Annotated in this window: 25 protein-coding genes; 12 read left to right on the forward strand and 13 right to left on the reverse strand. The window is 67.6% G+C overall.

Going from position 1 to position 22724, the window contains the following annotated elements:
• The 3 genes from H2037_RS09990 to H2037_RS10000 all read left to right on the forward strand — a co-directional run.
• Positions 1 to 1007, forward strand: a 1007-nt coding sequence (locus H2037_RS09990) for a FliI/YscN family ATPase (protein WP_292121071.1), incomplete at its 5' end; no start/stop codon positions are given.
• 7 nt (positions 1008 to 1014) lie between these two features.
• The gene (locus H2037_RS09995; RefSeq protein ID WP_292121074.1) at positions 1015 to 1425 is read left to right on the forward strand and encodes a flagellar export protein FliJ; all 411 of its coding nucleotides are present in this window, start codon (positions 1015 to 1017) and stop codon (positions 1423 to 1425) included.
• Positions 1426 to 1607: 182 nt separating this feature from the next.
• Complete coding sequence (locus H2037_RS10000; protein ID WP_292121076.1) at positions 1608 to 2684, forward strand: endo-1,4-beta-xylanase; 1077 nt, start codon at positions 1608 to 1610, stop codon at positions 2682 to 2684.
• A gap of 6 nt (positions 2685 to 2690) precedes the next feature.
• Here H2037_RS10000 and H2037_RS10005 read toward each other — a convergent pair whose 3' ends face one another.
• Positions 2691 to 2825 carry a hypothetical protein gene (locus H2037_RS10005; RefSeq protein ID WP_292121079.1) on the reverse strand — a complete coding sequence of 45 codons (135 nt, stop codon included), beginning with the start codon at positions 2823 to 2825 and terminating at the stop codon, positions 2691 to 2693.
• Between the two features lie 109 nt (positions 2826 to 2934).
• Positions 2935 to 3636, reverse strand: a complete 702-nt coding sequence (gene ctrA, locus H2037_RS10010) for a response regulator transcription factor CtrA (RefSeq protein ID WP_292121082.1) — start codon at positions 3634 to 3636, stop codon at positions 2935 to 2937.
• 358 nt (positions 3637 to 3994) lie between these two features.
• Between ctrA and H2037_RS10015 the strand changes: the two genes are divergently transcribed.
• Together H2037_RS10015 and H2037_RS10020 are read left to right on the forward strand one after the other, a co-directional pair.
• Positions 3995 to 4351 carry a helix-turn-helix domain-containing protein gene (locus H2037_RS10015; RefSeq protein ID WP_292121085.1) on the forward strand — a complete coding sequence of 119 codons (357 nt, stop codon included), beginning with the start codon at positions 3995 to 3997 and terminating at the stop codon, positions 4349 to 4351.
• Positions 4348 to 5058 carry a DUF6456 domain-containing protein gene (locus H2037_RS10020; protein WP_292121088.1) on the forward strand — a complete coding sequence of 237 codons (711 nt, stop codon included), beginning with the start codon at positions 4348 to 4350 and terminating at the stop codon, positions 5056 to 5058. The genes H2037_RS10015 and H2037_RS10020 overlap by 4 nt, the downstream gene beginning before the upstream one ends.
• A 4-nt stretch (positions 5059 to 5062) precedes the next feature.
• Here H2037_RS10020 and H2037_RS10025 read toward each other — a convergent pair whose 3' ends face one another.
• Positions 5063 to 6247 (reverse strand): DUF1624 domain-containing protein, encoded by a 1185-nt coding sequence (locus H2037_RS10025; RefSeq protein ID WP_292121092.1) that lies wholly within the window; start codon positions 6245 to 6247, stop codon positions 5063 to 5065.
• Positions 6248 to 6315: 68 nt separating this feature from the next.
• On the opposite strand from H2037_RS10025, the gene H2037_RS10030 reads away from it, so the two are divergent.
• Positions 6316 to 8391, forward strand: coding sequence for a TonB-dependent siderophore receptor (locus H2037_RS10030; protein ID WP_292121095.1), 2076 nt, complete (start codon positions 6316 to 6318; stop codon positions 8389 to 8391).
• Here the strand turns inward: H2037_RS10030 and H2037_RS10035 are convergent.
• Positions 8388 to 8840, reverse strand: a complete 453-nt coding sequence (locus H2037_RS10035) for a SufE family protein (RefSeq protein WP_292121098.1) — start codon at positions 8838 to 8840, stop codon at positions 8388 to 8390. The genes H2037_RS10030 and H2037_RS10035 overlap by 4 nt on opposite strands.
• A 161-nt stretch (positions 8841 to 9001) precedes the next feature.
• Between H2037_RS10035 and H2037_RS10040 the strand changes: the two genes are divergently transcribed.
• Positions 9002 to 10720, forward strand: coding sequence for a HAMP domain-containing sensor histidine kinase (locus H2037_RS10040; RefSeq protein ID WP_292121101.1), 1719 nt, complete (start codon positions 9002 to 9004; stop codon positions 10718 to 10720).
• On the opposite strand, the gene H2037_RS10045 is transcribed toward H2037_RS10040, so the two are convergent.
• Positions 10717 to 11589, reverse strand: coding sequence for a hypothetical protein (locus H2037_RS10045; protein WP_292121103.1), 873 nt, complete (start codon positions 11587 to 11589; stop codon positions 10717 to 10719). The two genes, H2037_RS10040 and H2037_RS10045, sit on opposite strands and share 4 nt — an antisense overlap.
• Positions 11590 to 11645: 56 nt before the next feature.
• Between H2037_RS10045 and H2037_RS10050 the strand changes: the two genes are divergently transcribed.
• The 3 genes from H2037_RS10050 to H2037_RS10060 all read left to right on the forward strand — a co-directional run bounded on the left by H2037_RS10050 (position 11646) and on the right by H2037_RS10060 (position 13231).
• Positions 11646 to 11975, forward strand: coding sequence for a DUF1491 family protein (locus H2037_RS10050; protein ID WP_292121107.1), 330 nt, complete (start codon positions 11646 to 11648; stop codon positions 11973 to 11975).
• Positions 11976 to 12371: 396 nt separating this feature from the next.
• The gene (locus H2037_RS10055) at positions 12372 to 12614 is read left to right on the forward strand and encodes a hypothetical protein (RefSeq protein WP_292121110.1); all 243 of its coding nucleotides are present in this window, start codon (positions 12372 to 12374) and stop codon (positions 12612 to 12614) included.
• 71 nt (positions 12615 to 12685) lie between these two features.
• Complete coding sequence (locus H2037_RS10060; protein ID WP_292121112.1) at positions 12686 to 13231, forward strand: hypothetical protein; 546 nt, start codon at positions 12686 to 12688, stop codon at positions 13229 to 13231.
• Between the two features lie 1429 nt (positions 13232 to 14660).
• On the opposite strand, the gene H2037_RS10065 is transcribed toward H2037_RS10060, so the two are convergent.
• From H2037_RS10065 to H2037_RS10075, 3 genes are all read right to left on the reverse strand, one after another.
• The gene (locus H2037_RS10065) at positions 14661 to 15299 is read right to left on the reverse strand and encodes a hypothetical protein (protein ID WP_292121114.1); all 639 of its coding nucleotides are present in this window, start codon (positions 15297 to 15299) and stop codon (positions 14661 to 14663) included.
• Between the two features lie 43 nt (positions 15300 to 15342).
• Positions 15343 to 15690: a hypothetical protein gene (locus H2037_RS10070; protein WP_292121117.1), complete on the reverse strand. Its 348-nt coding sequence runs from the start codon at positions 15688 to 15690 to the stop codon at positions 15343 to 15345.
• 110 nt (positions 15691 to 15800) lie between these two features.
• On the reverse strand, positions 15801 to 16205 hold the full coding sequence (locus tag H2037_RS10075) for a helix-turn-helix domain-containing protein (RefSeq protein WP_292121120.1): 405 nt from the start codon (positions 16203 to 16205) through the stop codon (positions 15801 to 15803).
• A gap of 111 nt (positions 16206 to 16316) precedes the next feature.
• Between H2037_RS10075 and H2037_RS10080 the strand changes: the two genes are divergently transcribed.
• Positions 16317 to 17063: an SDR family NAD(P)-dependent oxidoreductase gene (locus tag H2037_RS10080; RefSeq protein WP_292121123.1), complete on the forward strand. Its 747-nt coding sequence runs from the start codon at positions 16317 to 16319 to the stop codon at positions 17061 to 17063.
• Between the two features lie 174 nt (positions 17064 to 17237).
• Here the strand turns inward: H2037_RS10080 and H2037_RS10085 are convergent, their stop codons facing one another.
• Entirely contained in the window at positions 17238 to 18185 is a 948-nt protein-coding gene (locus H2037_RS10085) for a retropepsin-like aspartic protease (protein WP_292121126.1), read from the reverse strand.
• Positions 18186 to 18454: 269 nt separating this feature from the next.
• Between H2037_RS10085 and thrC the strand changes: the two genes are divergently transcribed.
• Positions 18455 to 19846 (forward strand): threonine synthase, encoded by a 1392-nt coding sequence (gene thrC, locus H2037_RS10090; protein WP_292121129.1) that lies wholly within the window; start codon positions 18455 to 18457, stop codon positions 19844 to 19846.
• Here thrC and H2037_RS10095 read toward each other — a convergent pair.
• The 4 genes from H2037_RS10095 to thrB all read right to left on the reverse strand — a co-directional run bounded on the left by H2037_RS10095 (position 19843) and on the right by thrB (position 22721).
• Complete coding sequence (locus tag H2037_RS10095; RefSeq protein WP_292121132.1) at positions 19843 to 20481, reverse strand: hypothetical protein; 639 nt, start codon at positions 20479 to 20481, stop codon at positions 19843 to 19845. The genes thrC and H2037_RS10095 overlap by 4 nt on opposite strands.
• A 73-nt stretch (positions 20482 to 20554) precedes the next feature.
• Entirely contained in the window at positions 20555 to 20869 is a 315-nt protein-coding gene (locus H2037_RS10100) for a CsbD family protein (protein ID WP_292121135.1), read from the reverse strand.
• Between the two features lie 156 nt (positions 20870 to 21025).
• The gene (locus H2037_RS10105) at positions 21026 to 21334 is read right to left on the reverse strand and encodes a hypothetical protein (RefSeq protein ID WP_292121137.1); all 309 of its coding nucleotides are present in this window, start codon (positions 21332 to 21334) and stop codon (positions 21026 to 21028) included.
• 430 nt (positions 21335 to 21764) lie between these two features.
• The gene (gene thrB, locus H2037_RS10110) at positions 21765 to 22721 is read right to left on the reverse strand and encodes a homoserine kinase (RefSeq protein WP_292121141.1); all 957 of its coding nucleotides are present in this window, start codon (positions 22719 to 22721) and stop codon (positions 21765 to 21767) included.
• Between the last annotated feature and the right edge of the window lie 3 nt (positions 22722 to 22724).

Below are 22724 nucleotides of genomic sequence, written 5' to 3' on the forward strand. Positions count from 1 at the left end.
GTGGTGAAGACGTCCATGGCCCGTACGCCCAGATCCAGCCGCTCGCCTACCCGGCCCATTCACGCGGCCGGGTAGGCGAGCGGCTGGATCTGGGCGTACGGGCCATGGACGTCTTCACCACCACCTGCCGGGGCCAGCGGCTGGGCATCTTCGCCGGTTCGGGCGTCGGCAAGTCGGTGCTGCTGTCGATGCTGGCGCGCCAGGCGACCTGCGACGCGGTGGTGGTCGGACTGATCGGCGAACGGGGCCGGGAAGTGCGCGAGTTCGTCGAGGAGACCCTGGGCGAAGAGGGGCTGAAACGCGCCGTCGTCGTGGTCGCCACCTCGGACGAGCCGGCCCTGAAACGCCGCCAGTCCGCCTATATGACCATGGCCATCGCCGAGTTCCTGCGCGACCAGGACCTGGAGGTCCTGTGCCTGATGGACAGCGTCACCCGCTTCGCCATGGCCCAGCGCGAGATCGGCCTGGCGGCGGGCGAACCGCCGACGACCAAGGGCTACACCCCCACCGTCTTCACCGAACTGCCCAAGCTGCTGGAGCGGGCCGGTCCGGGTCCGGTGCGGCCCGACGGCACCACGGCGGCCCCCATCACCGCCCTGTTCACCGTCCTGGTGGACGGCGGCGACCATGACGAGCCGATCGCCGACGCCGTGCGCGGTATTCTGGACGGCCATATCGTCATGGACCGCAAGATCGCCGAGCGCGGACGCTTCCCCGCCATCGACGTGCTGAAATCCGTCAGCCGCACCATGCCCGGCTGCCAGACCCCGCCCGAGCGCGAACTGAACAAGCGCGCCCGCCAGTGCCTGTCGGCCTATGCGAATATGGAGGAGCTGATCAAGATCGGCGCCTATCGCACCGGGGCCGACCCCATCGTGGACCGCGCCATCGCGCTGAATCCCGCGCTGGAAGATTTCCTGGGCCAGGACAAGGACGACGCCACGCGTCTTACCGATTCCTTTACCCGGCTAGAGCAGATTCTGAACCAAGGCATGATCAGGGAGTGATGAAAAAATGACCGCTTGGGCCCAATCCCTGATCCGCATCTCCAATTATGAAGTCGAGACGCTGCAGAAGCGCCTGGCCGAGATCAGCGCGCGTCGCGCCACCGCCGAGATGCGTCTCGCCGTCCTGGACGCCGAGGTCGAGATCGAACGTGAACGCGCCCGCATGGACGCCGACGCCGGCATGATGCTGGCCGCCTATCTGAACGGCTGGAAGGCCAGGAAGGCCGCCGCCGAGGGCGACCTGACCACGGTCGACGCCGAGGAAGCCGGCGCCCGCGACGCCCTGACCGGCGCCTTCGAAGAGCTGAAGAAGTTCGAACACGTCGCTGAAACCACCCGCCTGAACAAGCTGATCGCCGTCGCCAAGCGCGAAACCGCCGCCTTCGACGAGCTGGGCCTGCGGAAACGTGCGGTCTGAGCACGCCCTCACCTCTCCCTCCCCCTGCGGGGGAGGGGCGTCGCGCAGCGACGGGGTGGGGGCGGCCAGGCGCCGTCGCGACGATTTGAGACGAGACAGGTCTGTGGGACGTCGCCCTGCCCGCCCCACCCGGCCTCGCCTTCGGCTCAGCCCCCCTCCCCCGCAGGGGGAGGGAGAATAGAATGTCCATCTCTCGCCGCACCGTCCTCGCCTCGGGCATCGCGCTTCCGCTGACCGCGCCCCTGGCGGCCTGCGACCGCACCTCAGCCGAACCGATCCCGCCGAACGTCCCCCCTTTAAAGTCCGTCGCGCCCAGCCCGTTCGGCACGGCGATCAAGGCCCTTCAGATCGACGATCCCGACTGGGTCGCCCTGGCCCGCGCCAACGTCGATCAACTGACGCCCGAGTGGGAAATGAAGATGGAATACATCCTGGCCGACGGCCTGGATCGTCCCCGCTTCGACCGCTCCGACCGGATCGCCGCCTTCGCCAAGGCCCAGGGCATGGCGATGCACGGCCACACCCTGATCTGGTACGCCCAGGGTAAAGAGGTGTTCGAGGGCTTGTCAGGCGTCGCCTTCGACCGCGCCTTCGACGGCTATATCGCCGCGGTCGCGGGCCGGTATCGCGGCAAGGTCCGCAGCTGGGACGTGGTCAACGAACCGATCCTGGACGACGGTTCGGCCCTGCGCGACTGCCACTGGAGCGCCCGCTACGGCCAGGACGGCTACATCCTCCGCGCCTTCGAGAAGGCCCGGATCGCCGACCCAGACGCCGTTCTTTTCCTGAACGAATACAATCAGGAAAGCATACCGGCCAAGGGCGTCCAGTTCCTGAAACTGGTCGAACGGCTGCTGAAGGCCGGCTGTCCGCTCCAGGGGCTGGGGCTTCAGTCGCACCTGTGGATCGACATCCCCGAAGGCGTCATCGCCGCCTATATGCACGAGGTCGCCCAGTTCGGCCTGCCCATCCACGTCTCCGAACTGGACTGCACCCTGCGGACCGAGAACCGGCTGGACCTGCGTTCGCAGGCCGACCGGCTGGCGCGTCAGAGCGACCGGGTGACGGAACTGGCCTCGGCCTTCGCCGCCCTGCCCGAGCGCCAGCGTTTCGCCTTCACCGTCTGGGGCCTGCGCGACACCGACAGCTGGTATCGCCAGGGCGACAAGGACGACGGCCGCGACAAACCCCTGGCCTTCGACAGTTTCGGCCGCCCGAACCCGATGGCTCAGGCCCTGGCGGCGGGGTTCAGGACCTAGTCGGTCTTAGTCGGCGTCCAGATCGTGCGGCTGCGTCAGCGACGCCGGGTCGCTGGCCGGGAAACTTTCGTCCAGGGCCTCGTCGAGCAGTTCCTCGACATGTTCAGGGTCGGGGTCGGGCTTCGAAGGATCGGTCGTCATCGTCGTCTCCTCTCGCTGCGGATATTACACCCGAACGAGACGATCTGCGACCAAAGCAAAACGCCCGCCGTTTCCGGCGGGCGTTTCAGGTTCAGGTCTCGGAAACCCTTCAGGCGGCGACGCTGTTCGACGCCTCGGCCGGGTCGCGCAGCACATAGCCGCGGCCCCAGACGGTTTCGATATAGTGTTTGCCGTCGGCGGCGGTGGCCAGCTTCTTGCGCAGCTTGCAGATGAAGACGTCGATGATCTTCAGCTCGGGCTCGTCCATGCCGCCGTACAGGTGGTTCAGGAACATTTCCTTGGTCAGGGTGGTGCCCTTGCGAAGCGAGAGCAGCTCCAGCATCTGGTATTCCTTGCCCGTCAGGTGGACGCGGTGGCTGTTCACCTCGACCGTCTTGGCGTCCAGGTTCACGGCGATCTCGCCGGTGTGGATGATCGCCTGGGCGTGACCCTTGGAGCGACGGACCACGGCGTGGGTGCGCGCGATCAGCTCGTCCTTGTGGAAGGGCTTGGTCAGATAGTCGTCGGCGCCGCCGCCGAAGGTCTTCACCTTCGTCTCGATTTCGTGGGTGCCCGACAGGATCATGACCGGCGTGTTGATCTTGCCGACACGCAGCTGACGCAGGACCTCGAGACCGCTCATGTCGGGCAGGTTCAGATCAAGCAGAATGAGGTCGTAGTCATAGATCTTGCCCAGATCGATGCCTTCTTCACCCAGATCGGTCGTATAGACGTTGAAGCCTTCCGACTTGAGCATCAGTTCGATGCTCTGGGCAGTTGCGTGATCGTCTTCAATCAGCAGGACGCGCATTGATGCCCCTCCAGGCAAAAGCTTTGCGGTAACCACCCAGCCACACGGCAAGGTAACCTTGTTCGCAGGTTAAGACCGGAAAACCTTAAGAAGGGTTAATGCCCGGCGAATGAGTCGTTCCTAAGCTGATTTGCGAATCGGCGTCGAGAGTCTGGAGTCAATGATTCGAAATTTATTAACCATGATGCCTCTCGGACTCTCCGACCCCGTCGCTCCAGCCCGCCGACCGGCCTGATCACAACCTCAAGTCCACACTGGGCTCACGTCCGCTTCTGACGTTGATTAGGACGATATTCCTATCACAGGCGCCGCGCCGATCTAGGCTGGGCGCATCGAAAAGTCGTGACGGGAGACGAGGATGTTGGAGGACTACAGAGCGCCGGTCGCCGAAGAGGACCGGACCAAGGCGGGGCTGGCGGTGCATCTGGTGGCGGCGCGGACCGGCGCCCGGCCCGAGCGGATCACCTCGCGGGGCCGGCTGGACCCGCTGAGCGCGCGGGCGCGCTGGCTGGCCATGTATCTGTCGCACATCGCCTTCGGCTGGACCCTGGAGCGGGTCGGCCACGTGTTCGGCATGAACCGCACCACGGTCAGCGCGGCCTGCCGCTGGGTCGAGGACGAGCGTGACGGCCGCGCCGTCGACGAACTGCTGGACCAGTTGGAGGCCTGTATATCGGGTCTCTACGGCGCCCCGACCTGGGAGATGCCGCGATGAGCCGCGCCGTAGAACGCGCCCGCGACCTGATGGTCCGGTCCGGCGCCTGGCTGGCGGCCGAGCACGGGGTCTACGCCCTGCGTCTGGGCGCAGATCGGCGCGGCCGCATCAGCCTGACCCTGGCCGAGCCCGAGTTCCGCGCCCTGATCGACCGCCCGGGCCTGCGCCGTCGCCCCCAGGGCGGCTGGATCGCGCGCCCGGCGGGCGAGGACCGCCCGTCCCCTCCGCCCGGCCGCCCCGGCGTCATCGACGGGTCGCGAGAGCTGATCGGCCCCGACGGCCGCATGGTCCGCCACGCCGCCAATCTGGGCGAAAGCCCGATTGCCTGGCTGGCGCGGCGCAAGGATGCGGCGGGCCGGCCCTGGCTGACCCCGGCCGAGGCCGCCGCCGGCGAACGGTTGCGGGCCGAGGTCGAACAGGCCGGCGCCGGACCGTCCCTGACCATGCGCTGGGACGCCCTGCCGCGCGCCGGGGGCGGATCGGGCGTCCGGGTCGAGCCCGGCGACCGCGCCTTGTCGGCCGGCCGTCGCGTCGAGGAGGCCCTGACCGCCGTTGGCCCGCGCCTGCGCCCGATGCTGATCCGGATCTGCATCCACGGCGACAGTCTGAAACTGGCGGAGACCGGCCTGGGTCTGCGCCGTCGCCAGGGCAAGACCATGCTGAAACAGGCGCTCCAGGCCCTGGCGGAGCATTACCGGATCGGATGAACGGTCAGAGGTATTTCATCCAGGCGTGGGGGCTGCGCCGCTTGACCCCGGCGAACCAGCGGCAGGCGAACCAGCAGGGGACGGCCACGACCGCCGCCAGCCCCCACAGCCAGGCGACGTTCGGCGCGCCGAAGCCGTCGCCCTGGTTGGCCCCGAACAGCGCCAGCCCGGCCAGGTTCAGCAGGTGCAGGCCGTACAGATGGATCAGATAGAAGAACAGGGGCGCGCCGCCGAACACGGCCAGCAGGCCCACCAGCCGCGACGGCGCCTTTTCCAGCCCCGCCAGCGTCAGGGCGCCGACGCCCAGGGTCAGCAGCAGGAAGTCGGCCGAGGGCGGGTATTTGGTCAGGTTCAGCACGCTCATCACCGTCCGCACCGGCTCGGCCTGAACCGTCCAGGGGGTGGGATCGCCATACAGGTTGATCGTCCGCAGCACGGCGAACAGGATCAGAGCGCCCAGGCCGGTGGCGACCAGTCGCCGCAGCCGCGCCGTCTGTTCGCCGACGAACCACGGCCCGACAGCATAGCCCAAAGCCGCCACCCCGATCCACGGCAACAGCGGATAGGAGGTCCGCGCCTGTCCGCCGAACGGCAGGTCGATGAAGCCCCGGTCGTGCAGCACGGCCCATAGCGCATGTCCGGCCTGGCCCTCGGCCACCGTCACCGGGTCCAGCAGATTGTGACCCAGGACAATGACCAGACCCACGGCGATCAGGGCCGGACGGGGCAGATGCACCAGGGCCGCCAGGGCGATCATCGACAGGCCGATGGCCCAGATGACCTGCAGATAGATGATCTCGGGCGTGAACGAGAAGGTCCAGGCGAAATTGACCAGGGTCAGCTCCAGCGCCACCAGGAACAGGCCCCGTTTCAGCAGGAAGCCGGACGCGGCGGCCGCTCCGCCCTGGCCCTGTTTGTTCCCGTACAGCCAGGCCCCCAGGCCGGTCAGGGCCACGAAGACCGGGGCGCACAGATGGGCCGACAGCCGGGTGAAGAACAGGGCCGGCGACGTCGTCTCCACATTCATCGGGTCCGAGACCTGGGCGTGGATAAAGAAGAACTCCCGCGCATGATCGACCAGCATCAGCAGGATGACCAGACCGCGCAGGGCGTCGATCGAACGGATGCGTTCTCCGACTCGGGCCCCGCCCCTGACCTGGGCGGATGGAATGGCGGCGGAAGCGGGCATTGCAGTAGTTGACATCATCAGGCCGAAGCGGATAGCCGATATATTATAACGTTTCAACGGAGTCTGACTTGTCCCTCCTCTCGAGCTGCGCGAGCCTGTGCCTGCTGGCCGCCGCCAACGGCGAAGCCCCCCTCCCCGTCGAGACGGCCGACGCCCAGACGGTGGGCGAGATCGTCGTCCTGGGCCGCCGGGCTACGCCGCGCGACCTGACCCTGGGCGCCGGGCCGGTGACGGACCGGATGTCGCCGTCCAGCCGCTCGATCGAAAGCGACCTGCTGCAGGCCGTGGGCGCCACCCGCCTGTCCGACGCCCTCGAATTGGTCAGCAATGTCAGCCAGCAGAACAATCGCGGCGGCGTGATGGACAATTTCGCCGTTCGCGGCTTCCTGGGAACGCCCGATGGCGGCGCCGAATATTATGTCGACGGCTTCCTGGCCAACCGGGGCATGGCCCCGCCGCGCGATCCGGCCACGGCCGAGCGGATCGAGGTGCTGAAGGGACCGGCCGGCGCCCTGTTCGGCGACATCGACCCGGCGGGTCGGATCAACATCGTGTCCAAGACCCCGCGCTTCGCCCCCGACGCCGTCTTCACCGGCACGGTGGGCTCGTTCGGCCTGAGGCGCGGCGAGCTGGACGTGACCGGCCCGATCTCGGACAGTCTGGCCGGACGGCTGGTGCTGGCGGGCGAGACCAGCGAAGGCTGGCGCGACAATGTCGGCATGGACCGCACCTCGGTCGCCCCGTCGCTGACCTGGCGGCCCAACGACGCCCTGCGCCTGACCTATGTGGGCGAGTTCACCGTCTTCTCGACCCTGTTCGACCGGGGCATGCCGGCGGTGAACGGCGACGCCCTGGCCCTGCCGGAATCCAACTACTACGGCGAGCCGAGCGACGGCACGACCCGGTTCCGCAACGAGCGACACCAGATCACCGGCGAATACCGGATCAACGGCGACTGGAGCCTGAACGGCGGGATCGCCTGGCGCGGCGGCTCGCTGAAGGGCCTGTCCAGCGACCATTCGCGTCTGGTCGGCGAGACCCTGTGGCGCCAGCGCCGGGGCCGCGACTTCACTGTCGAGGATCTGTCGGCCCGTCTGGAGCTGAACGGCGTGGTCGCCACCGGTCTGGGCGTCCACAATCTGGGCTTCGGGGTGAAGGCCTATGAGCTGACCTATGGCGAGAAGTGGCTGCGGATCAATCCGAACGCCGCCAATCCCTATCCGATCGACCTGTTCGACCCGGTCTATGGCGCGGTTCCTTCACCGACACCCCTGCCCTTCACCGACAATCTGGAGACCCGCGAGGTCGTCACCGTCTACGCCCAGGACCTGTGGGAGGTGAACGACCGGCTCAGCCTGGTCGCCGGCCTGCGCTACGACGACTACAGCCAGACCATCCGCAACAACCGCACCGGCGCCGTCGGCGAGAACGAGGACAGTCCGGTCGATTACCGCCTCGCCGCCCGCTATCGCCTGACCGACGCCCTGACCGCCCACGCCAGCTATGGCCAGTCCTTCGTGCTGAACTCGGGCACGGGCCGGACCGGCGCCGGCTTCGCGCCGGAAGAGGGCAAGGGCTATGAGGTCGGCCTGTCCGGCGCCTGGGACGGCCTCGACCTGGCCGCCACCGTCTTCGACATCGAGAAGACCAATATCCTGACCAGCGACCCCGTCGATCCCAACTATCTGGCGCCGGTCGGCAAACTGACCACGCGCGGGATCGAGCTGGACGGATCTCTGCGGGTCGACGAGGCCTGGCAGGTGGTCGCCAATTACGCCTGGACCGACGCCAAGGCCGACGACGCCGCCTTCGCCAGCGAGGACGTGCTGAACGTGCCCGAACATTCGGGCTCGCTGTTCGTCATCGGCCGCTTCCCGACCGCCCACGGCACGGACTGGTCGATGACGGCCGGGGCGGCCTATGTCGGGGACCGGGCGGGCACGCTGGCCGCCGACGGCGTGCGCCTGCCGGCCTACTGGAAGGCCAAGGCGGCGGTCGAATACGGTCTGACGTCCCAGGTCACGGCGCGGGTCGAGGTCGACAACCTGTTCGACGAACGCTACGCCGCCAGCTCCTACAGCGCCCTGTGGATCTTCCCCGGCGCCCCGCGCAGCGTCCGCGCCTCGCTGAGAGTGGCGCTCTAGCCGGCCGCCGCCGAGCTCGCTCCCAGCGCCGCCTCCCTGATCCGTCCCACCATGCTGTTCAGACCATTGGCGCGCTGGCGGGTCAGGGCCGAGGGCAGGCCCAGGCGGTCCAGCGCCGCCCGGGCGTCGAAGGCCAGGATCTCGGCGGGGACGCGGCCGGAGTAGAGTTTCAGCAGCAGGGCGATATTGCCCTTGGACAGGGCGCTGTCGCTGTCGGCGGCGAACCACAGCCGGCCATCGGCGGCCTGGGTCGCCAGCCAGACCTGGGCGGCGCAGCCGGGCACCTTGTTGGCCTCGATCCGGTCGGTCTCGTCCAGCGGGGCCAGACCCTTGCCCAGTTCGATCACATATTCGATCCGCTGCTCCCAGTCGCCCAACAGGTCGAAGTCCTCGGCCAGTTCGGCCAGGGTCTGGTCCAGGCTGTCGGTCGGAGGGGCGCGATCGGTCATGGCCGCCAGATAGGCCGCCCCGCCGTTAACGACAACCGGCCGATTTGTCCCCGGCTATTCATGGTGAACGGCGAGTTTGGATATCGCCTGGAACGGGAGCGCCCTCGCGCCGACTCATTGCCCGGTTTAGGCTCGAGGCAAGCAAACAACGGCGCAATCGCTTGTACGTCCAACCGCCACACCTCCGGCCGACCCTCCCCGCCACGGACGCCCCGCGTTCGTCGACGGCGGCGCCGTCGCTGCTGGCCCTGTGGCACGCCTGCTGGGCGGTGGCGGCCACCGTGACCGCCTTCGCGGCCCAGACCTTTGGCGACCTGGGCGGCGACGTCCTGGCGGCCCTGCTGATCATGGCCCTGCCCGGCATCGGCGGGGTGGCCCTGATGGCGCGGGATTCCGTCGGCCTGCGCTTCACCCTGATGGCGTCCTGGCTGCTGGCCTCGGTGGCGGCGGCGGGCCTGACAGGCGGCGCGACCGGCGCGGTTCCCGGCCTGCTGATCATGCCCCTGGCGGCGGGGATCGCGCTGGATCATCCGCGCCTCGGCGACGGCCGCCTGACCCAGGTGGGGATCGCCGCCCTGGTCCTGCCGCTGATCTCGGGCCTGATCTCGTCGATGCTGAACGGCGCCGAGGCCCAGCCGCCGGTTCTGGCCGCGGTCTCGGGCTTGCTGGCCCTGGCGGCGACCGCCGCCGCCATCCGGCTGACCTGGGGCGAGCGCCAGCGCCGGCTGGCCTCCGCCGAGGCCGACAGCCGCCGGGTCGACGCGGTGCTGAACGCCCAGCCGGGCCTGACCCTGCTGCTCGACCCGACCGGCCGCGCCGTCGCCGCCTGGGGCAGCCCGCCGCCGTCCCTGGCGGTCGGTCCCCTGTTCGACCAGGGACTGATCGCCGCCGTCCACGCCCCCGACCGCCCCGCCGTCGGCGCCGCCCTGCAACGGGCCGCGGCCGGTCAGACCGCCGAAATCCTGTTCAGCCCCCGCGTCGCCCTGGACCGTCGCGTCGTCATGATCCTGCGCCGCTTCGACCATCTGGGCGACCGGCCCCGGCTGATCGCCCAGGCCTTCGACGGCACCGCCCAGTTCGCCCGCGAGCTGGGGCTGGAAACCGCCCGGGTCGAGGCCGAGGCCCAGAGCGCGGGCAAGACCCGTTTCCTGGCCAATATGAGCCACGAGCTGCGCACCCCGCTGAACGCCGTCATCGGCTTCGCCGACATCATGCGCGAGCGGCTGTTCGGGCCCATTCCCGACCGCTACGCCGGCTACGCCGACGCCATCCACCAGGCCGGCGGCCATCTGCTGGACCTGATCAACGACGTGCTGGACCTGTCCAAGATCGAGGCCGAACGCTACGAACTGGCCATCGAGACCGTGGACGCCCGCGACCCGGTCTCGGCCGCCGTGGCCCTGATCCGGGTCCAGGCCGACGACAAGGGGGTCGATCTGGCCCCGGTGCTGCCGTCCTCTCCCCTGACGGTCCAGGCGGACCCGCGCGCCCTGAAGCAGATGGCGCTGAACCTGCTGTCCAATGCGGTCAAGTTCACCCCGCCCGGCGGCTCCGTCACCCTGACCCTGGACGGGGTCGGCCCCTATCTGGAGCTGGTCGTGTCCGACACCGGGATCGGCATCGCGCCCGAGGACCTGCAGCGGATCGGCCGTCCGTTCGAACAGGCCGGCGACGCCGACCAGAAGGCCCAGGGCACGGGCCTGGGCCTGTCGCTGGTCCGCTCCCTGACCGAACTGCACGGCGGCCGGATGAGCATCGACAGCACCCTGGGCGAAGGCGCCGCCGTCATGGTGCGCCTGCCCGTCATCCCGGTCGTCACGCCCGAGGCTCCGTCAGAAGCGCCCGCGGACGCCGTGGAGCCGCAGCCCGTCGAGGCCTAAATCTGGCCCATCGACAGGAAGGCGCGGCCGGCGGCGAAGTCTCCGGTCTCGAAGGTCGAGCGCGCCACGCTGCCGTCGCGGAACAGGTATTCGACGACGAAGATCTCGCGCGGGTCCAGGGCCGACAGGGCGTCCGCCGCCGTCGCCGGGAAGACCCAGGCCTGACCGGCCGCGCGCCCCTTGACCAGCAACCCCTCGTCCGCCGCCGTCACGCCCGAGGCCCAGATCGAGCGGCGCTGCGCCGGGGGCGGCAGTTCGCGCGCCAGCCACGGCCGCGTCGCCACCGTGGCGTCGCGCAGGACGATCCGCACCCCGGTCGGCCGCGACCGGCCATGCCAGGACACCACCGCCGTCAGCTGATCCGGCCGCCCCATGCCGCCGACCACGCCGAACCGCACCGGCGAGGCGCCTGTCACGGTCGCCTGCATCAGCCGCCAGGTCGGGCGCGCATAGACGGCGCGATCGGCGCTCCAGCCCGCCCGCTCGCCGGGAAACTCCATCCGCGCCGTCCGCGACCAGCCGGCGAAGGCGTCGCGGACCCGGCCGCCGACCGTCCTCAGATCCTGGGAATCGCAGGCCGCCCCCGCCGCCCGCGACCGGGCGCGGCTCGCCGTCTCGGCCAGGTCCCGGTCATTGCCGCCCGCACGCAGGGCGGCGCCCCGCGCCTGCCAGGTCGCGGCGGTCAGGGCGGCGGTCAGTTGCGGCTCGAACAGGCCGCAACGGCTGTTCGCGGCCAGGACGAAACTGCGTTCGTAATAGCGCTCGGCCGGCGAGGCGGCGGCCGCGACCGGCGCCGCCAGGACCGGGGCGGCGATCAGCACGGCCGCGATCAGGGCTTGGGTTCGCCGGGGGGAAACGCCTATCCTCATGCCCCGACCCTGGCACACGCCGCCTTTGGGTCTCGTTTCCGGACAGGGTTAGCGAATTGCTTCTTTCCAGCGACCTGTGGGTCAGCGCCCTGATCCGCCGCGCCGAGATCGCCGGCGCCTACGCCACCGTGGTCAAGAAGGGCGACGACCGCGCCGGCTCGGTCATCGTCAAGGCCTATGACACGTCGAACCGCACGGCCAAACTCTACACCGAAGCCTTCGGGACCGACGGCGAACGGCTGTGGATCCAGCCTGTGACCAGCGACAGCGAAGCCGAACTGGACGCCTACATCGCCCGCCAACGCGGCTACGACCCCGACCTCTGGGTCGTCGAAATCGAAGACCGCCAGGGCCGGCATTTCATCACCGAGAAGGTGCAGGAGTAGGGGGCGAGGGGTCGCGTCCTGGCCGCTCCTGATCCGCTGCAACGGCGGCGCCGACCGCAGCGGCCTCGCCTCGGCGCTCTACCTCGCCGCCATGGCGGGCCAGAGCCATCCGCTTCGAACCCAGCTCACCCCCTCTCTACGGCCACGGCCCTCTGCCCATCCTGCGGCGTCTCCTGACGTCGTCGTCGAGGGACGGGACACTGGCTGCGGCTTTCGGACGATTTATGGAGGAATGGGGCAAGGCAGCTTGTGGCTCAAAGCAGCAGTTTGGAATTTCTGCTGCTGGGCCCATCGGCCTTGATCAGAAAACGCCAAGTCCGTCGATTGTTGGAAAATTAGGCCAGGGAGGCTGACAGAGTGCCGCCGCCTATCCCTCCCCAGACCGCGAGCTTGACCTTGAGCATCGCCCCCTGGGAAATCGAGCATCACCACGGCGACCAATACCCCGCCGACCAGACCTTTGAACTTGTCACTCAGTGCTACCCCGCCGTCAGGGGCGCGACCAAAGGGCCGATCAGGTGTCAGGTGATCGATAGGGAATGGACGCCTGATGGAGAGGCGTGGACGGTTGAGGTCGAGGGTGATGCGACAGACATCATTTACGTCCGCATGGCGACCGGCGGCGGATTGGAAATCTGAAACATTAGGCCGGATTCCGTCGATTAACCTAAATCTCGCGGTGTATGGTCGGCGCGGAATAGGAGGCCGCAATGGGTGAGGCGAAACGCCGGGAAAAGGAAATGTCTGATCGCGTGAGGACGATCCTCGAAAAGTGGTCATTCGAGCCAACTCAAGCTGAGGTAGACGCTGTTCGAGAAATTGAGGCCATTTCGCCGGTTCGGGTTGAGAGGGTCGACAATCGGCAGTTGCTCCGGCAGGGAATGGAAGGCGGCGCGTGTCATGCCAACTGCGATTTCTATGAGGGAGCCGATCCAGAGCAACGATGGAAGCGGGTCACGGGTTGGATCAGCGATGATCTCAATGGCCTGTATATCCTCCACTCGATCGTTCAGCGTGGTGACGAACGCATCTGCATCACTCCCCAAGACGATGACCGTCCCCTTCTCACCTTCCGACCTGATCCGGCGGTGGAACGAGTGCCGGACGACAAGCGGTATATCTGGAAGAGGAAGGGCGCCCCGGTAACGGTTGGCTTTCGGCGCGATCCAGCGAAGACGATCGCGGCGAACCGCCGTCTGATTGGCTTCCTCGACGCGGGCGAACCGCCAATGAGCGTGATGCGTGAGGGGCGCTGATCGTTCAATCAGGTAGGGTTGTCCGCAAATCTGACGATTTGTCAGAATCTCAGAGAACAGTTACATGAAAAAACAGGCGGCCCCCTCAGAGGCCGCCTGTCGCGGTTACGATATTCTAAGGCCGGGTTGCCAGCGTCCAGCTTCAAAGGCTGGAACTACTGGCAGAGCCCGACCAATCGGATTGGTCGTCAACGCGCTGCCTTTCATTCTGGGTCAGGCGCGCCAACGCCTGAGAGGTTACGAATCGAGGCCCTTGGCTCATGCCAGGGGCCTTTTCGCATTAGGCCCGATTCGCCCAGCCGCCAAGGCCTCATTCAAGAAAAGAGGGAGTTAATACCCATCTATTTATGGATGATCCAAGCTTATAGTCTCGTCTGTATAGGTGGTCATGGCCGACCACACATTTCCCGTATCGGCGTGGTGGGTGTAACCTCGTAAATTGTGCGTCGAACGCACGTCGTATCTAAAGCAGGTTTACCTTCGGAATGTACGTCATCCTGACTTTTGTTCGTTAGCGTGGGATTTCGACGTATCGACCTAGCGCGGCTAACTTCGGACATACCCTCATTAAGCGCGGGAAAGCGTTCGCGCCGTATTCGGCTTTGATGTCGAGTATCGACACCCTCCGCGCGTTGGTCGCAAAGGTCGGTCTCTAGTGTGCTTTCCGCTGTATGGCCGACAAACCGGGTTTGCGCCGTTCGCGCACGCCGTGCGCTTGCGCTGTATCCGACCAATGCGAGCGTCGCTCGCAGTTCGCGGCGAACCGGGTTCGCGTGTGCCCCCAGGTTCAGAAGTAACTTCGGAGATGCGAACGCCGTTCGCGCCGGGAACGCCGTTCCGATCCTAAATAGGATCATGAAGCTCCTGAACCATGAACCTGAACGCCGTTAAGACCGCCGACGACAAAGCGATCGATCCGATCCGCGCCGGGATGGTGATTTAGGAATGGCCGTCGTTGGCCTCCAGGCCTAGGGCGATCCATCTGGGCCCCGCATTCAGCCCGATCGACTTCGGACGGGTGTCCGCCTGACATTCGCGGGCGGTGGCGTTGCTCTCATGACTAAGTCTGAGAATGAAGCGTTCCTGGTAAGTAATAAGTCAATTAAAGACTTGTCTAACTAGTAATATTTTGGAGCGGATTGGTGCCTAGATTACAGCGAAGAGCTCGTATGATCTTACGTTAACAGCAGATATCAGCGCAGTGCGCACGGTATGTGTTCCATTCTCGCGGGTTCTCCAAGTTTCTCGATTTCCGCAATGGGTCGAATACAGACCGCAGCAGCCATTACACGGAGCGTCTGTTTTGTGGCGCTCAGCGCATGACTGCTTCTGGCGCATCGCCGACATGCCCCATGCCCACACACAAACGGCCCGGCGTCGTTTGACGCCGGGCCGCTCTTCATCAGCATGGTTCAACCAGGCCTAAGCCCTAGCGATACCGCGCCCGTTCCAGCTCGATCTGCTCGCGGGAATAGGGCTGGGCGTCCGCGTCGAAGCGGGACCAGCCGGATTGGCGATAGGCCTCGCCGCGGGTCGTGGCGTCGTAGCCGCGGCTCTGGTTCAGGAGGGTCTGAATCCGGTCGGCCTCGTCGTCGTCGGCCTTGACGCTGACCAAGGTTCCGCCGCGACGGACGCCTTCGGAATAGACGTTCGCCTCTTCGTCGCTGTGGCCCGCTTCCTTCAGCGCGCCCAGCAGACCGCCGGTCGCGCCGCCGGCGGCTGCACCGGCTGCGGCGCCGACGGCGGTGGAGGCCAGCCAGCCGGCGGCGACCACGGGACCCAGGCCGGGGATGGCCAGCATGCCCAGGCCGGCGAGAACGCCCGCGCCCGCGCCCAGCAGGCCGCCGGTCGCCGCGCCCTTGCCCGCGCCGTCAGCGACGTCGTTTTCGCCGTCGCCGTTACGGTCGCCCAGAGGGCCTTCCCCGTGGCCGTTGGTTCCGGAATGCCAGTTGTCGGCGTTGTTCGAGACAAGGCTGATCTTGTCGTGAGAGACGCCGGCGGCTTCGAGTTTCGAAACGGCGTCTAGGGCTTCGGTGTGGCTGTCGAACAGCCGGGTGACGGTCGCCATGATGGGGCTCCTTGAACGAGGTAGGAAAAGCTGAAGGGGGCGGTTATTGGGGCGTCACGACGCCCTTGTAGTCGACGGACACTGTGGTCGGCTCACCGCCCGCGCGGGTGGCCTGGCCCATCCAGATGCCCTGTTCGTTCTGGGTCAGCGGACCCGAGACGACATAGCCCTGTTTCTCGATGGCCTCGCGCGCCTGGCCTTCGGTAAAGGAGTTGGCGCCGGGCGTCAGGGCGGTGTCGCCCGTCGTGTCCTGGGTGTCGACGGCGGGATTCATCGGGGATTCAGCCGACGAAACAGCCGGGCCTTCGACCGGCGCCTCATTGGTTTCGTTGTTCCCGCAGGCGGTGAGAAGGACGGCGGTCGCCGAGAGGGCGAGTGCGGCTTTCAACATGGAGCATTCCTTTCGAGGTTACCTGATCGAAAGGAGCCGCAAGGCCGGATTGTTCCAAACGCCAAAGCTCGTCATTGCGCGGTCGCCAGACGCCGCGCCGGAGCTCCCCCTTACCCCCTCCGCGCGTCGAATTCCGCCCGCGCCGTCTCGATCCGGTCGATGTTCTTTTCCGCCCAGGTCCAGACGCCGCAGAAGGCTTCGGCCAGGGTGACGCCCAGGTCGGTCAGGCGGTATTCGACCTTGGGCGGAATGACCGGATGGACGGTGCGGATCACCAGGCCGTCGCGCTCCATCTGGCGCAGGGTCTGGGTCAGCATCTTCTGGCTGATGCCGCCGACCCGTTCGCCGATGCGGGTGAAACGGGTCTCGCCGTGTTCGGCCAGGACCTCGAGGATCAGCATGGTCCACTTGTCCGCGACCCGGCCGATCACCTCGTTGACCAGGGCCTCGACGCGGGGATCGGCGACCTCGCCGGTCTCGGGATGTGAAATTCTTGCGGGGGGAACAGCCGTCATTTCCATTTCTTTCTGTCGGGTAAGTATGGCGGTTCGAAGTGCCTACTTTCCAATGGAGAGTGACCGTCATACCTGATCTCCAGCCTCAACGCATCCCCGAAGGAGATCGACATGAACATCACCGGCAACACCATTCTGATCACCGGCGGCGGCACCGGCATCGGCCGCGCCCTGGCCGAGGCCCTGCACGCCCGCGGCAATCAGGTCGTCATCGCCGGCCGCCGCGAGTCCGTCCTCAGGGAGACCGCCGCCGCCAATCCGGGCATGGCCTGGGCGACGCTGGACGTCGAGGATCCCGCCGCCATCCCCGCCTTCGCCGCCCAGGTGACGCGGGACCATCCCGCCCTGAACGCGGTCATTCTGAACGCCGGAATCATGAAGAGCGAGGATCTGAAGGCCGAGCCGTTCGACCTGGCGACGGTCGAGGCGACCATCGCCACCAATCTGCTGGGGCCGATCCGGCTGACGGCCGCCCTGCTGCCGCACCTGCGGGCCCAGCCCCGGGCGACGATCATGACCGTGACCTCGGGCCTGGCCTTCATCCCCCTGGCGGCGACCCCGACCTATAACGCGACCAAGGCCGGGCTGCACTCCTGGACCGAGTCCCTGCGTCACCAGCTGCGCGACACGGCGATCGAGGTGCTGGAACTGGCGCCCCCCGCCGTGGCCACCGACCTGATGCCGGGTCATGCGGAGAACCCCAACTCCATGCCCCTGGCCGACTATACGGCCGAGGTGGTCGGCCTGATCGAACGGGGCGAGACGCCGCGCGGCGAGATCCTGGTCGAACGGGTCAAGCCGCTGCGCTTCGCCGAGGTCAACGGCTACGAGGCCGTGTTCGAAATGCTGAACGGCTGAGGCCAGCCCTCTCCCTCCCCCGCGGGGGAGGGGGGCGAAGGCGGAGCCGAAGCCAGGTGGGAAGGGCCAGGCGACGTCCCACAGACTTCCACGGATCGGTGCGCCCTCGCCTTGCCGGCCCCACCCCGTCGCTGCGCGACGCCCCTCCCCCGCAGGGGGAGGGAGAGCGTCCATTCACCGCCCCACGGTGATCTCCATCGGCCGCGCGGTGAACAGCCGGGGGCCGCCTAGGTCCAGCACCACCCGCCGGTCCTCGAAGGCCGCCATGCCGATCAGGGCGGCGGGGAAGCCGGGCACGGCGACATCCTCATAAACGGCCACCGTGGCCTGGCGATACAGTTCGTCGCCGATGGTCAGGGTGCGGACGACCACCGTCTCGGCCTGGACCACCCCGCCCAGCACCAGGCTCTGACCCCGGGTCCGGGGGCGTCCGTCCAGCAGGCCGGCCGCCTGGGCCGTCTCGCGCGTGAGCGCCAGAACGGCCGATGCGCCGGTGTCGATCACGGCCTGGACCGTGGCCCCCTCGACCGAGATCGTCGCCTGCAGGGCCTTGCCCGCCCGGGTCACCTCGACCGGCGCCAGATCGGCGGCCGGGGTCCAGCCGTCGCGGGACAGGAACCGCAGCCGACGCTCGGTCGTGTCCAGCTCCAGCACCAGTTCGCGCAGCACGTCCTGCCCCAGGATCAGCGGCGCGCCCAGCCCCCGGTCGTCGGCCAGCGGCCCCAGGTCCAGGATCGCCGCCCTCAGGCCGGTCAGGCTCAGCCCGCCGATCCCGACGTTCAGCGCCGTCCCCCGCCCCACCTGCGCCCCGCCGCCGACGCCATAGGCGACCATCGGGATGGTGAAGACGTCCCTCAGGGCCAGGCGTTCGACCAGCGACCGGTCGATCACCGAATACTGGGCCCCGGAATCGACCAGGGCCCGCACCGGCGTCCCGTCCACCGTGATCTCGACCGTCGGGGTCACGGCGCGGGGCTCGGCATAGGGTCGCCAGCCGGACGAACCCGCCGCCGAAAACCCGACCTCCGGCCCCTTCCACAGCACATGGTCGCGCAGCCACCAGGCCCCGCCCACGCCGCCGGCGACCAGGCCCAGCCGGATCAGAAGATCGCGTCGTCTCATGGCCCATGACATGGACCGTCGCCGCGCCGGGCGCCAGCGGGGGATTGGTCGCAGGTCTTCCCAGGGTTCGTCACCCTCGGCCACGGACAAGCCCTGGGATGACGGGATTGAAAACGGGGACAAAAGGCAGAAAATTGTCACTCCCTCGCGCATTTCACCCGCCGCACGCCGCACCGACGCTCAACCCGCCGCCTAGCCGACAATTTCTTCCCGCCAAGCCCCAGAAACCGGGTGACGCCGCCGCTCCGTCTGGCTACCACCTGAGCACCATGAGCACTCCCAGCGCCCGTTACGTCTCGACCCGGGGTCAGGCCCCCGAAACCGATTTCGCCGACGCCCTGCTGCGCGGCATCGCCCCTGACGGCGGCCTCTATATGCCGACCGTCTGGCCCCGTCTGTCGCCGGACGCCTGGGCGCCGAAAACCCTGGGAAGCGCCGACTACAAGTCCATCGCGCTCCAGGCCATGGCGCCCTTCATCGGCGACGCCCTGCCCGCCGGCGCCCTGGACCGGGCGCTGGACCGGCTGACCGCCGGCTTCGACCATCCGGCCGTGACGCCTCTGGTCGAGCTGGAGCCCGGCCTGTTCGTGCTGGAGCTGTTCCACGGCCCGACCGCCGCCTTCAAGGATCTGGCGATGCAGCTGGTCGCCGCCCTGACGGACGAGGCCCTGGCCGCCTCGGGCGAGCGGCTGACCATACTGACCGCCACCTCGGGCGACACCGGGGCGGCGGCGGTGCGGGCCTTCGCCGGCGCTAGGTCGGTCGATCTGGTCGTGCTGCACCCTCTGGACCGGGTCTCGCCGGTGCAGCGCCGCCAGATGACGACGGTCGAAGCCGACAATGTGCTGAACCTGGCCGTGCGCGGCGATTTCGACGACTGCCAGCGTCTGGTGAAGGGGCTGCTGGCCCAGGAATCCCTGCGCGAACGCGGCCGTCTGTCGTCGGTCAATTCGATCAACTGGGCGCGGCTGGCGGGGCAGATCCCCTATTATGTCTCGGCCGTGGCCCAGCTGGGCCAGGCGGCGACCTTCGTCGTTCCAACCGGCAATTTCGGCGACGCCTTCGCCGGCATCGCCGCGACGCGGATGGGGCTTCCCGCGACCGGTTTCGTCGCGGCGGTGAACCAGAACGACGCCCTGGCCCGCGCCATCAACGACGGTATCTATTCGCGCCGCGCGGCGGTCGAGAGCGGCAGCGTCTCGATGGACGTCCAGGCGCCGTCGAACTTCGAACGCCTGGTGTTCGAGGCGACCGGCCGCGACGGCGACGCGACCCGGACGGTGTTCGAAACCTTCGCCCGCGACGGCGCCGTGGCCTTCGACCCCGCGCTTCTGGCCGCCCTGCGCGACCAGGTCTCGGCCGTCTCCATCGACGAGACCGAGACCCGGGCCGAGATCGCCCGCGCCCATGAGACCTGGGGCCGCGTCGTCTGCCCCCATACGGCTGTTGCGCTGGCCGCCGCCCGCCGCCAGGACCGCTCGAACGGTCCGGTCGTCGCCCTGTCCACCGCCCACCCGTCCAAGTTCGGCGCCTTCGTCTCCGACGTCCTCGGCTTCGAGCCCGACCCGGCCCCCGTCATCGCCGCCCTTGGCGACCGGCCGGAACGGATGACGGTGGTCGAGAACGATTTGGCGGCCGTGCTCGATCTGCTGATCCGTTAGGACCCGTTCGACACCGCGACGGTTAAGCGCGACAGACCGTAGTTGATGCCGCATTTCACATCATACTGGCGCGCCAGCGACAGGATGGGACGCCAGTCCCAGCTATTGAAGTCGCCCCTGTCGGCGCGCGCCAGCAGATCGCTCGACGCGGCCTCGCGGCCCTGCCAGATCGCCGTATAGATCAAGCCGAACTCACGACCGCCCAGTATGCTGTCTTCCAGCGAACGCCGCGTCGACTGGGCCAGGGTCGATCCGGCCGAGAACCAGTTGGCGGCGCCGTTGGGAGACGCCACTCCGCCGATAGCGCCAAGTCCCAGTCCGACGATGTCGAGACTGCTCCGTGTCGCGTTGCGGTCGATGGACACGGCGGTCAGATAGCGGTCACAGCGAAGATCGGATTCCGCGACCAGCGCGTACATAAGCTGCTTAGCCCTCGGCTCCTTCCACCCGGTCCACTTCGCGTCCATCGCGACTTCGGCGGTCCTGGTCTGTTCAGACGTGACGACATCAACCCCGAGTGGATGTCCGGAGCCCCCGACGCCCAGAGGCGCGCCGGGTTTCATCTGGAGCGTCGAGCATCCGCCGGTCAGCAGAATGCAGGCCAGCACCGCCAACTTGGCTGTTTGTATCGTCATCGTCGCCTCCCCAGGCCAATTTCGGGGAGACTGCGTCAACAATCAGACGTTGTCAAACCGCCGGTATGCGAACCTAACGACGACCGCCGCGCGTAAGCATGCCCATCAGCAACAGGCCGACGCCCGCCACCGACAGGGTCGTGACCAGCGGGCGTTTGCGCGCCTCGCCGGCGACCGAGCGAGCGCGGTCGCGATAGTCGGCGGGGGCCTTTTCGACCATGCGATCGACGGCATCCATCGCCTTGCCGAAGGTCTCCAGCGACCGCCCCTTGGCGTCGTTGAAGGCGCCTTCGACCTGCATCTTCTGGTCGCCGACCAGCTTGCCGAAACCCTTTTGCGTCTTGCCGGTCGCCTGTGCGCCGGCGGCGTCGATCCGTTCGTCGGTCATGATCTCTCTTCCTCGGGGAGTGCGGCCGTGACGGCCGCGTGACATGGAAAATCCCCGGAACCGGCTTCTGTTCCAGCGACACGGGAGCGCAGGCGGTTCGACGTCAGGGTTGGGGCTGGGGCCTAATCGCAGTCGACCAGTTTCGGACGTCTGTTTTCATTTTTTCGGGCGTTTTCGGGTTGATCGATAAGTCTCGCGCGCCGCTACGATAGGTAGTGCGCCGATAAAACAGCCGACCATGCCACAGACCGTGAAAATGGCGACGTCCGTCAACAGGAAGGCGAGAGTCATTTCATTCGTATGCCTCCAATCGACCAGAAGAGCGAAGTCGGCAAGAACAGCAATAAGGAGGCTAGACAAGGCCAATCGCCAGTAGGAGCGACCTTTCAAAGCGATGAAAATTAGCGCGGCTACGAATCCGACGACCACGGAGAGAACAAACGCCACGTAGTAGGTGAAATCCATCGCTGTCGTTCCTTACGTGGGAACGCAACATTAAGCGACCGAAGGTCCCCACCCAAACGAACTCGTGAACCTCTCCTCCCCGTCGCGCAGCGATGGGGAGGTGGCGCGGCGCCTCTTCGGCGTCGTGACGGAGGGGGTCTTCGCCCCAGACGCGGCGCCAGCTTCAAGAACCCCTCCACCGCTTCGCGGTCCCCCTCCCCATTCGCCAAGCGGCGAACGGGGAGGAGACGAGCCGTTTCTCCTCCTAATTCCGCAAGCGAAACCCGCGCCTTTTCAACGCCCTGATATCGCGAAAAGACGACCAACCCGGCGCCCGTCAAAACCGTGCGACACTGTCGTCCGGTCTTTGACAATCGAACCCCGGCGAATTGCACTCTTTTGCATATTGCACCGATTTTCGACGGTGCAGTTCAATTTCCCGAGCCGGTCTTCAGACCGTCTCCGCCGCTCGCCAGTGGTCCATCCGACGCAGGAAGACGGCCGGATCCTTGGGCGTCACCAGGTTGGACGGGTCGTGGAAGATCCGGTCGTGCAGGCGCGTCACCGTGAACCGCAAGGCCGCCGCCTCGCCGAGGCGCGGCAGGGCCGCGCGTTCGGCGTCGCTCAGCGGCCGCACCGCTTCGTAGCCACGCTGGAAGGCGGCCAGGGCCTCGGGCATGGGCCGACCCTCGGCGTCGAAGCCCCAGGCCGACAGGGCGACGGCCAGGTCGTAGGCGAAGGCGCCGGTGCAGCCGAAATAGAAGTCGATCACCCCCGAGACCGCGCCCCCTTCGAACAGGATGTTGTCTGGGAAATAGTCGGCGTGGATCGACCCGGCCGGAAGATCATCCGTAAACGGATCATCTAGCCGCGCCAGAGCCGCCTCGACCTGGTCCAGCAGCACCCGGTCCTCGCCCGAGGCGCCGGCCGCGCACCGGTCGGCCAGCCGCCGCCACAGGACCGGCCCGACCGGGTTCTCACGCCGCCCGCCGAAGCTCTGGGCCGTCTGGTGCAGCCGCGCCAGCACGGCCCCCGCCGCCGCCTGATCCGCCTCCGACGGGCTCCGCAGCCAGGCGCCGGTCTTCCATTCGATCACCGCCGCCGCCCGGCCGTTCAACCGCCCCAGCCAGCCGCCCGAGCGGTCCTCGATCGGGGTCGGACAGGGAAAGCCCCGCCCCGCCAGATGGGCCGTCAGCCCCAGGCAGAACGGCAGGGAGGCCTCGTCCGTCCGGCCCTCGAACAGGGTCAGGACGAACCGCTTCCGGATTTCCCCGGCCTGCGTCTCCAGCCGATAGTTGGTGTTCTCCACCCCCTCGGCGATGGCGGTCAGCTCGACCACCTCGCCCAGGTCGTAGCCGGCCAGGAACCCTCTGGCCTCGTCCAGGGAAACGGGAGTGAAGACGGCCATGGC

It is taken from the genome of Brevundimonas sp., from assembly GCF_013912065.1.
In the GTDB taxonomy this organism is placed as follows: domain Bacteria; phylum Pseudomonadota; class Alphaproteobacteria; order Caulobacterales; family Caulobacteraceae; genus Brevundimonas.

Coding starts and splice junctions, on each gene's coding strand:
- H2037_RS10085 (WP_292121126.1), bottom strand. CDS start 18,185: ATGAGACGACGCGATCTTCTGATCCGGCTGGGCCTGGTCGCCGGCGGC.
- thrB (WP_292121141.1), bottom strand. CDS start 22,721: ATGGCCGTCTTCACTCCCGTTTCCCTGGACGAGGCCAGAGGGTTCCTG.
- H2037_RS10105 (WP_292121137.1), bottom strand. CDS start 21,334: ATGGATTTCACCTACTACGTGGCGTTTGTTCTCTCCGTGGTCGTCGGA.
- H2037_RS10070 (WP_292121117.1), bottom strand. CDS start 15,690: ATGTTGAAAGCCGCACTCGCCCTCTCGGCGACCGCCGTCCTTCTCACC.
- H2037_RS10060 (WP_292121112.1), top strand. CDS start 12,686: ATGGGTGAGGCGAAACGCCGGGAAAAGGAAATGTCTGATCGCGTGAGG.
- ctrA (WP_292121082.1), bottom strand. CDS start 3,636: ATGCGCGTCCTGCTGATTGAAGACGATCACGCAACTGCCCAGAGCATC.
- H2037_RS10045 (WP_292121103.1), bottom strand. CDS start 11,589: ATGAGGATAGGCGTTTCCCCCCGGCGAACCCAAGCCCTGATCGCGGCC.
- thrC (WP_292121129.1), top strand. CDS start 18,455: ATGAGCACTCCCAGCGCCCGTTACGTCTCGACCCGGGGTCAGGCCCCC.
- H2037_RS10100 (WP_292121135.1), bottom strand. CDS start 20,869: ATGACCGACGAACGGATCGACGCCGCCGGCGCACAGGCGACCGGCAAG.
- H2037_RS10035 (WP_292121098.1), bottom strand. CDS start 8,840: ATGACCGATCGCGCCCCTCCGACCGACAGCCTGGACCAGACCCTGGCC.
- H2037_RS10095 (WP_292121132.1), bottom strand. CDS start 20,481: ATGACGATACAAACAGCCAAGTTGGCGGTGCTGGCCTGCATTCTGCTG.
- H2037_RS10020 (WP_292121088.1), top strand. CDS start 4,348: ATGAGCCGCGCCGTAGAACGCGCCCGCGACCTGATGGTCCGGTCCGGC.
- H2037_RS10080 (WP_292121123.1), top strand. CDS start 16,317: ATGAACATCACCGGCAACACCATTCTGATCACCGGCGGCGGCACCGGC.
- H2037_RS09995 (WP_292121074.1), top strand. CDS start 1,015: ATGACCGCTTGGGCCCAATCCCTGATCCGCATCTCCAATTATGAAGTC.
- H2037_RS10005 (WP_292121079.1), bottom strand. CDS start 2,825: ATGACGACCGATCCTTCGAAGCCCGACCCCGACCCTGAACATGTCGAG.
- H2037_RS10065 (WP_292121114.1), bottom strand. CDS start 15,299: ATGGCGACCGTCACCCGGCTGTTCGACAGCCACACCGAAGCCCTAGAC.
- H2037_RS10015 (WP_292121085.1), top strand. CDS start 3,995: ATGTTGGAGGACTACAGAGCGCCGGTCGCCGAAGAGGACCGGACCAAG.
- H2037_RS10025 (WP_292121092.1), bottom strand. CDS start 6,247: ATGCCCGCTTCCGCCGCCATTCCATCCGCCCAGGTCAGGGGCGGGGCC.
- H2037_RS10075 (WP_292121120.1), bottom strand. CDS start 16,205: ATGACGGCTGTTCCCCCCGCAAGAATTTCACATCCCGAGACCGGCGAG.
- H2037_RS10000 (WP_292121076.1), top strand. CDS start 1,608: ATGTCCATCTCTCGCCGCACCGTCCTCGCCTCGGGCATCGCGCTTCCG.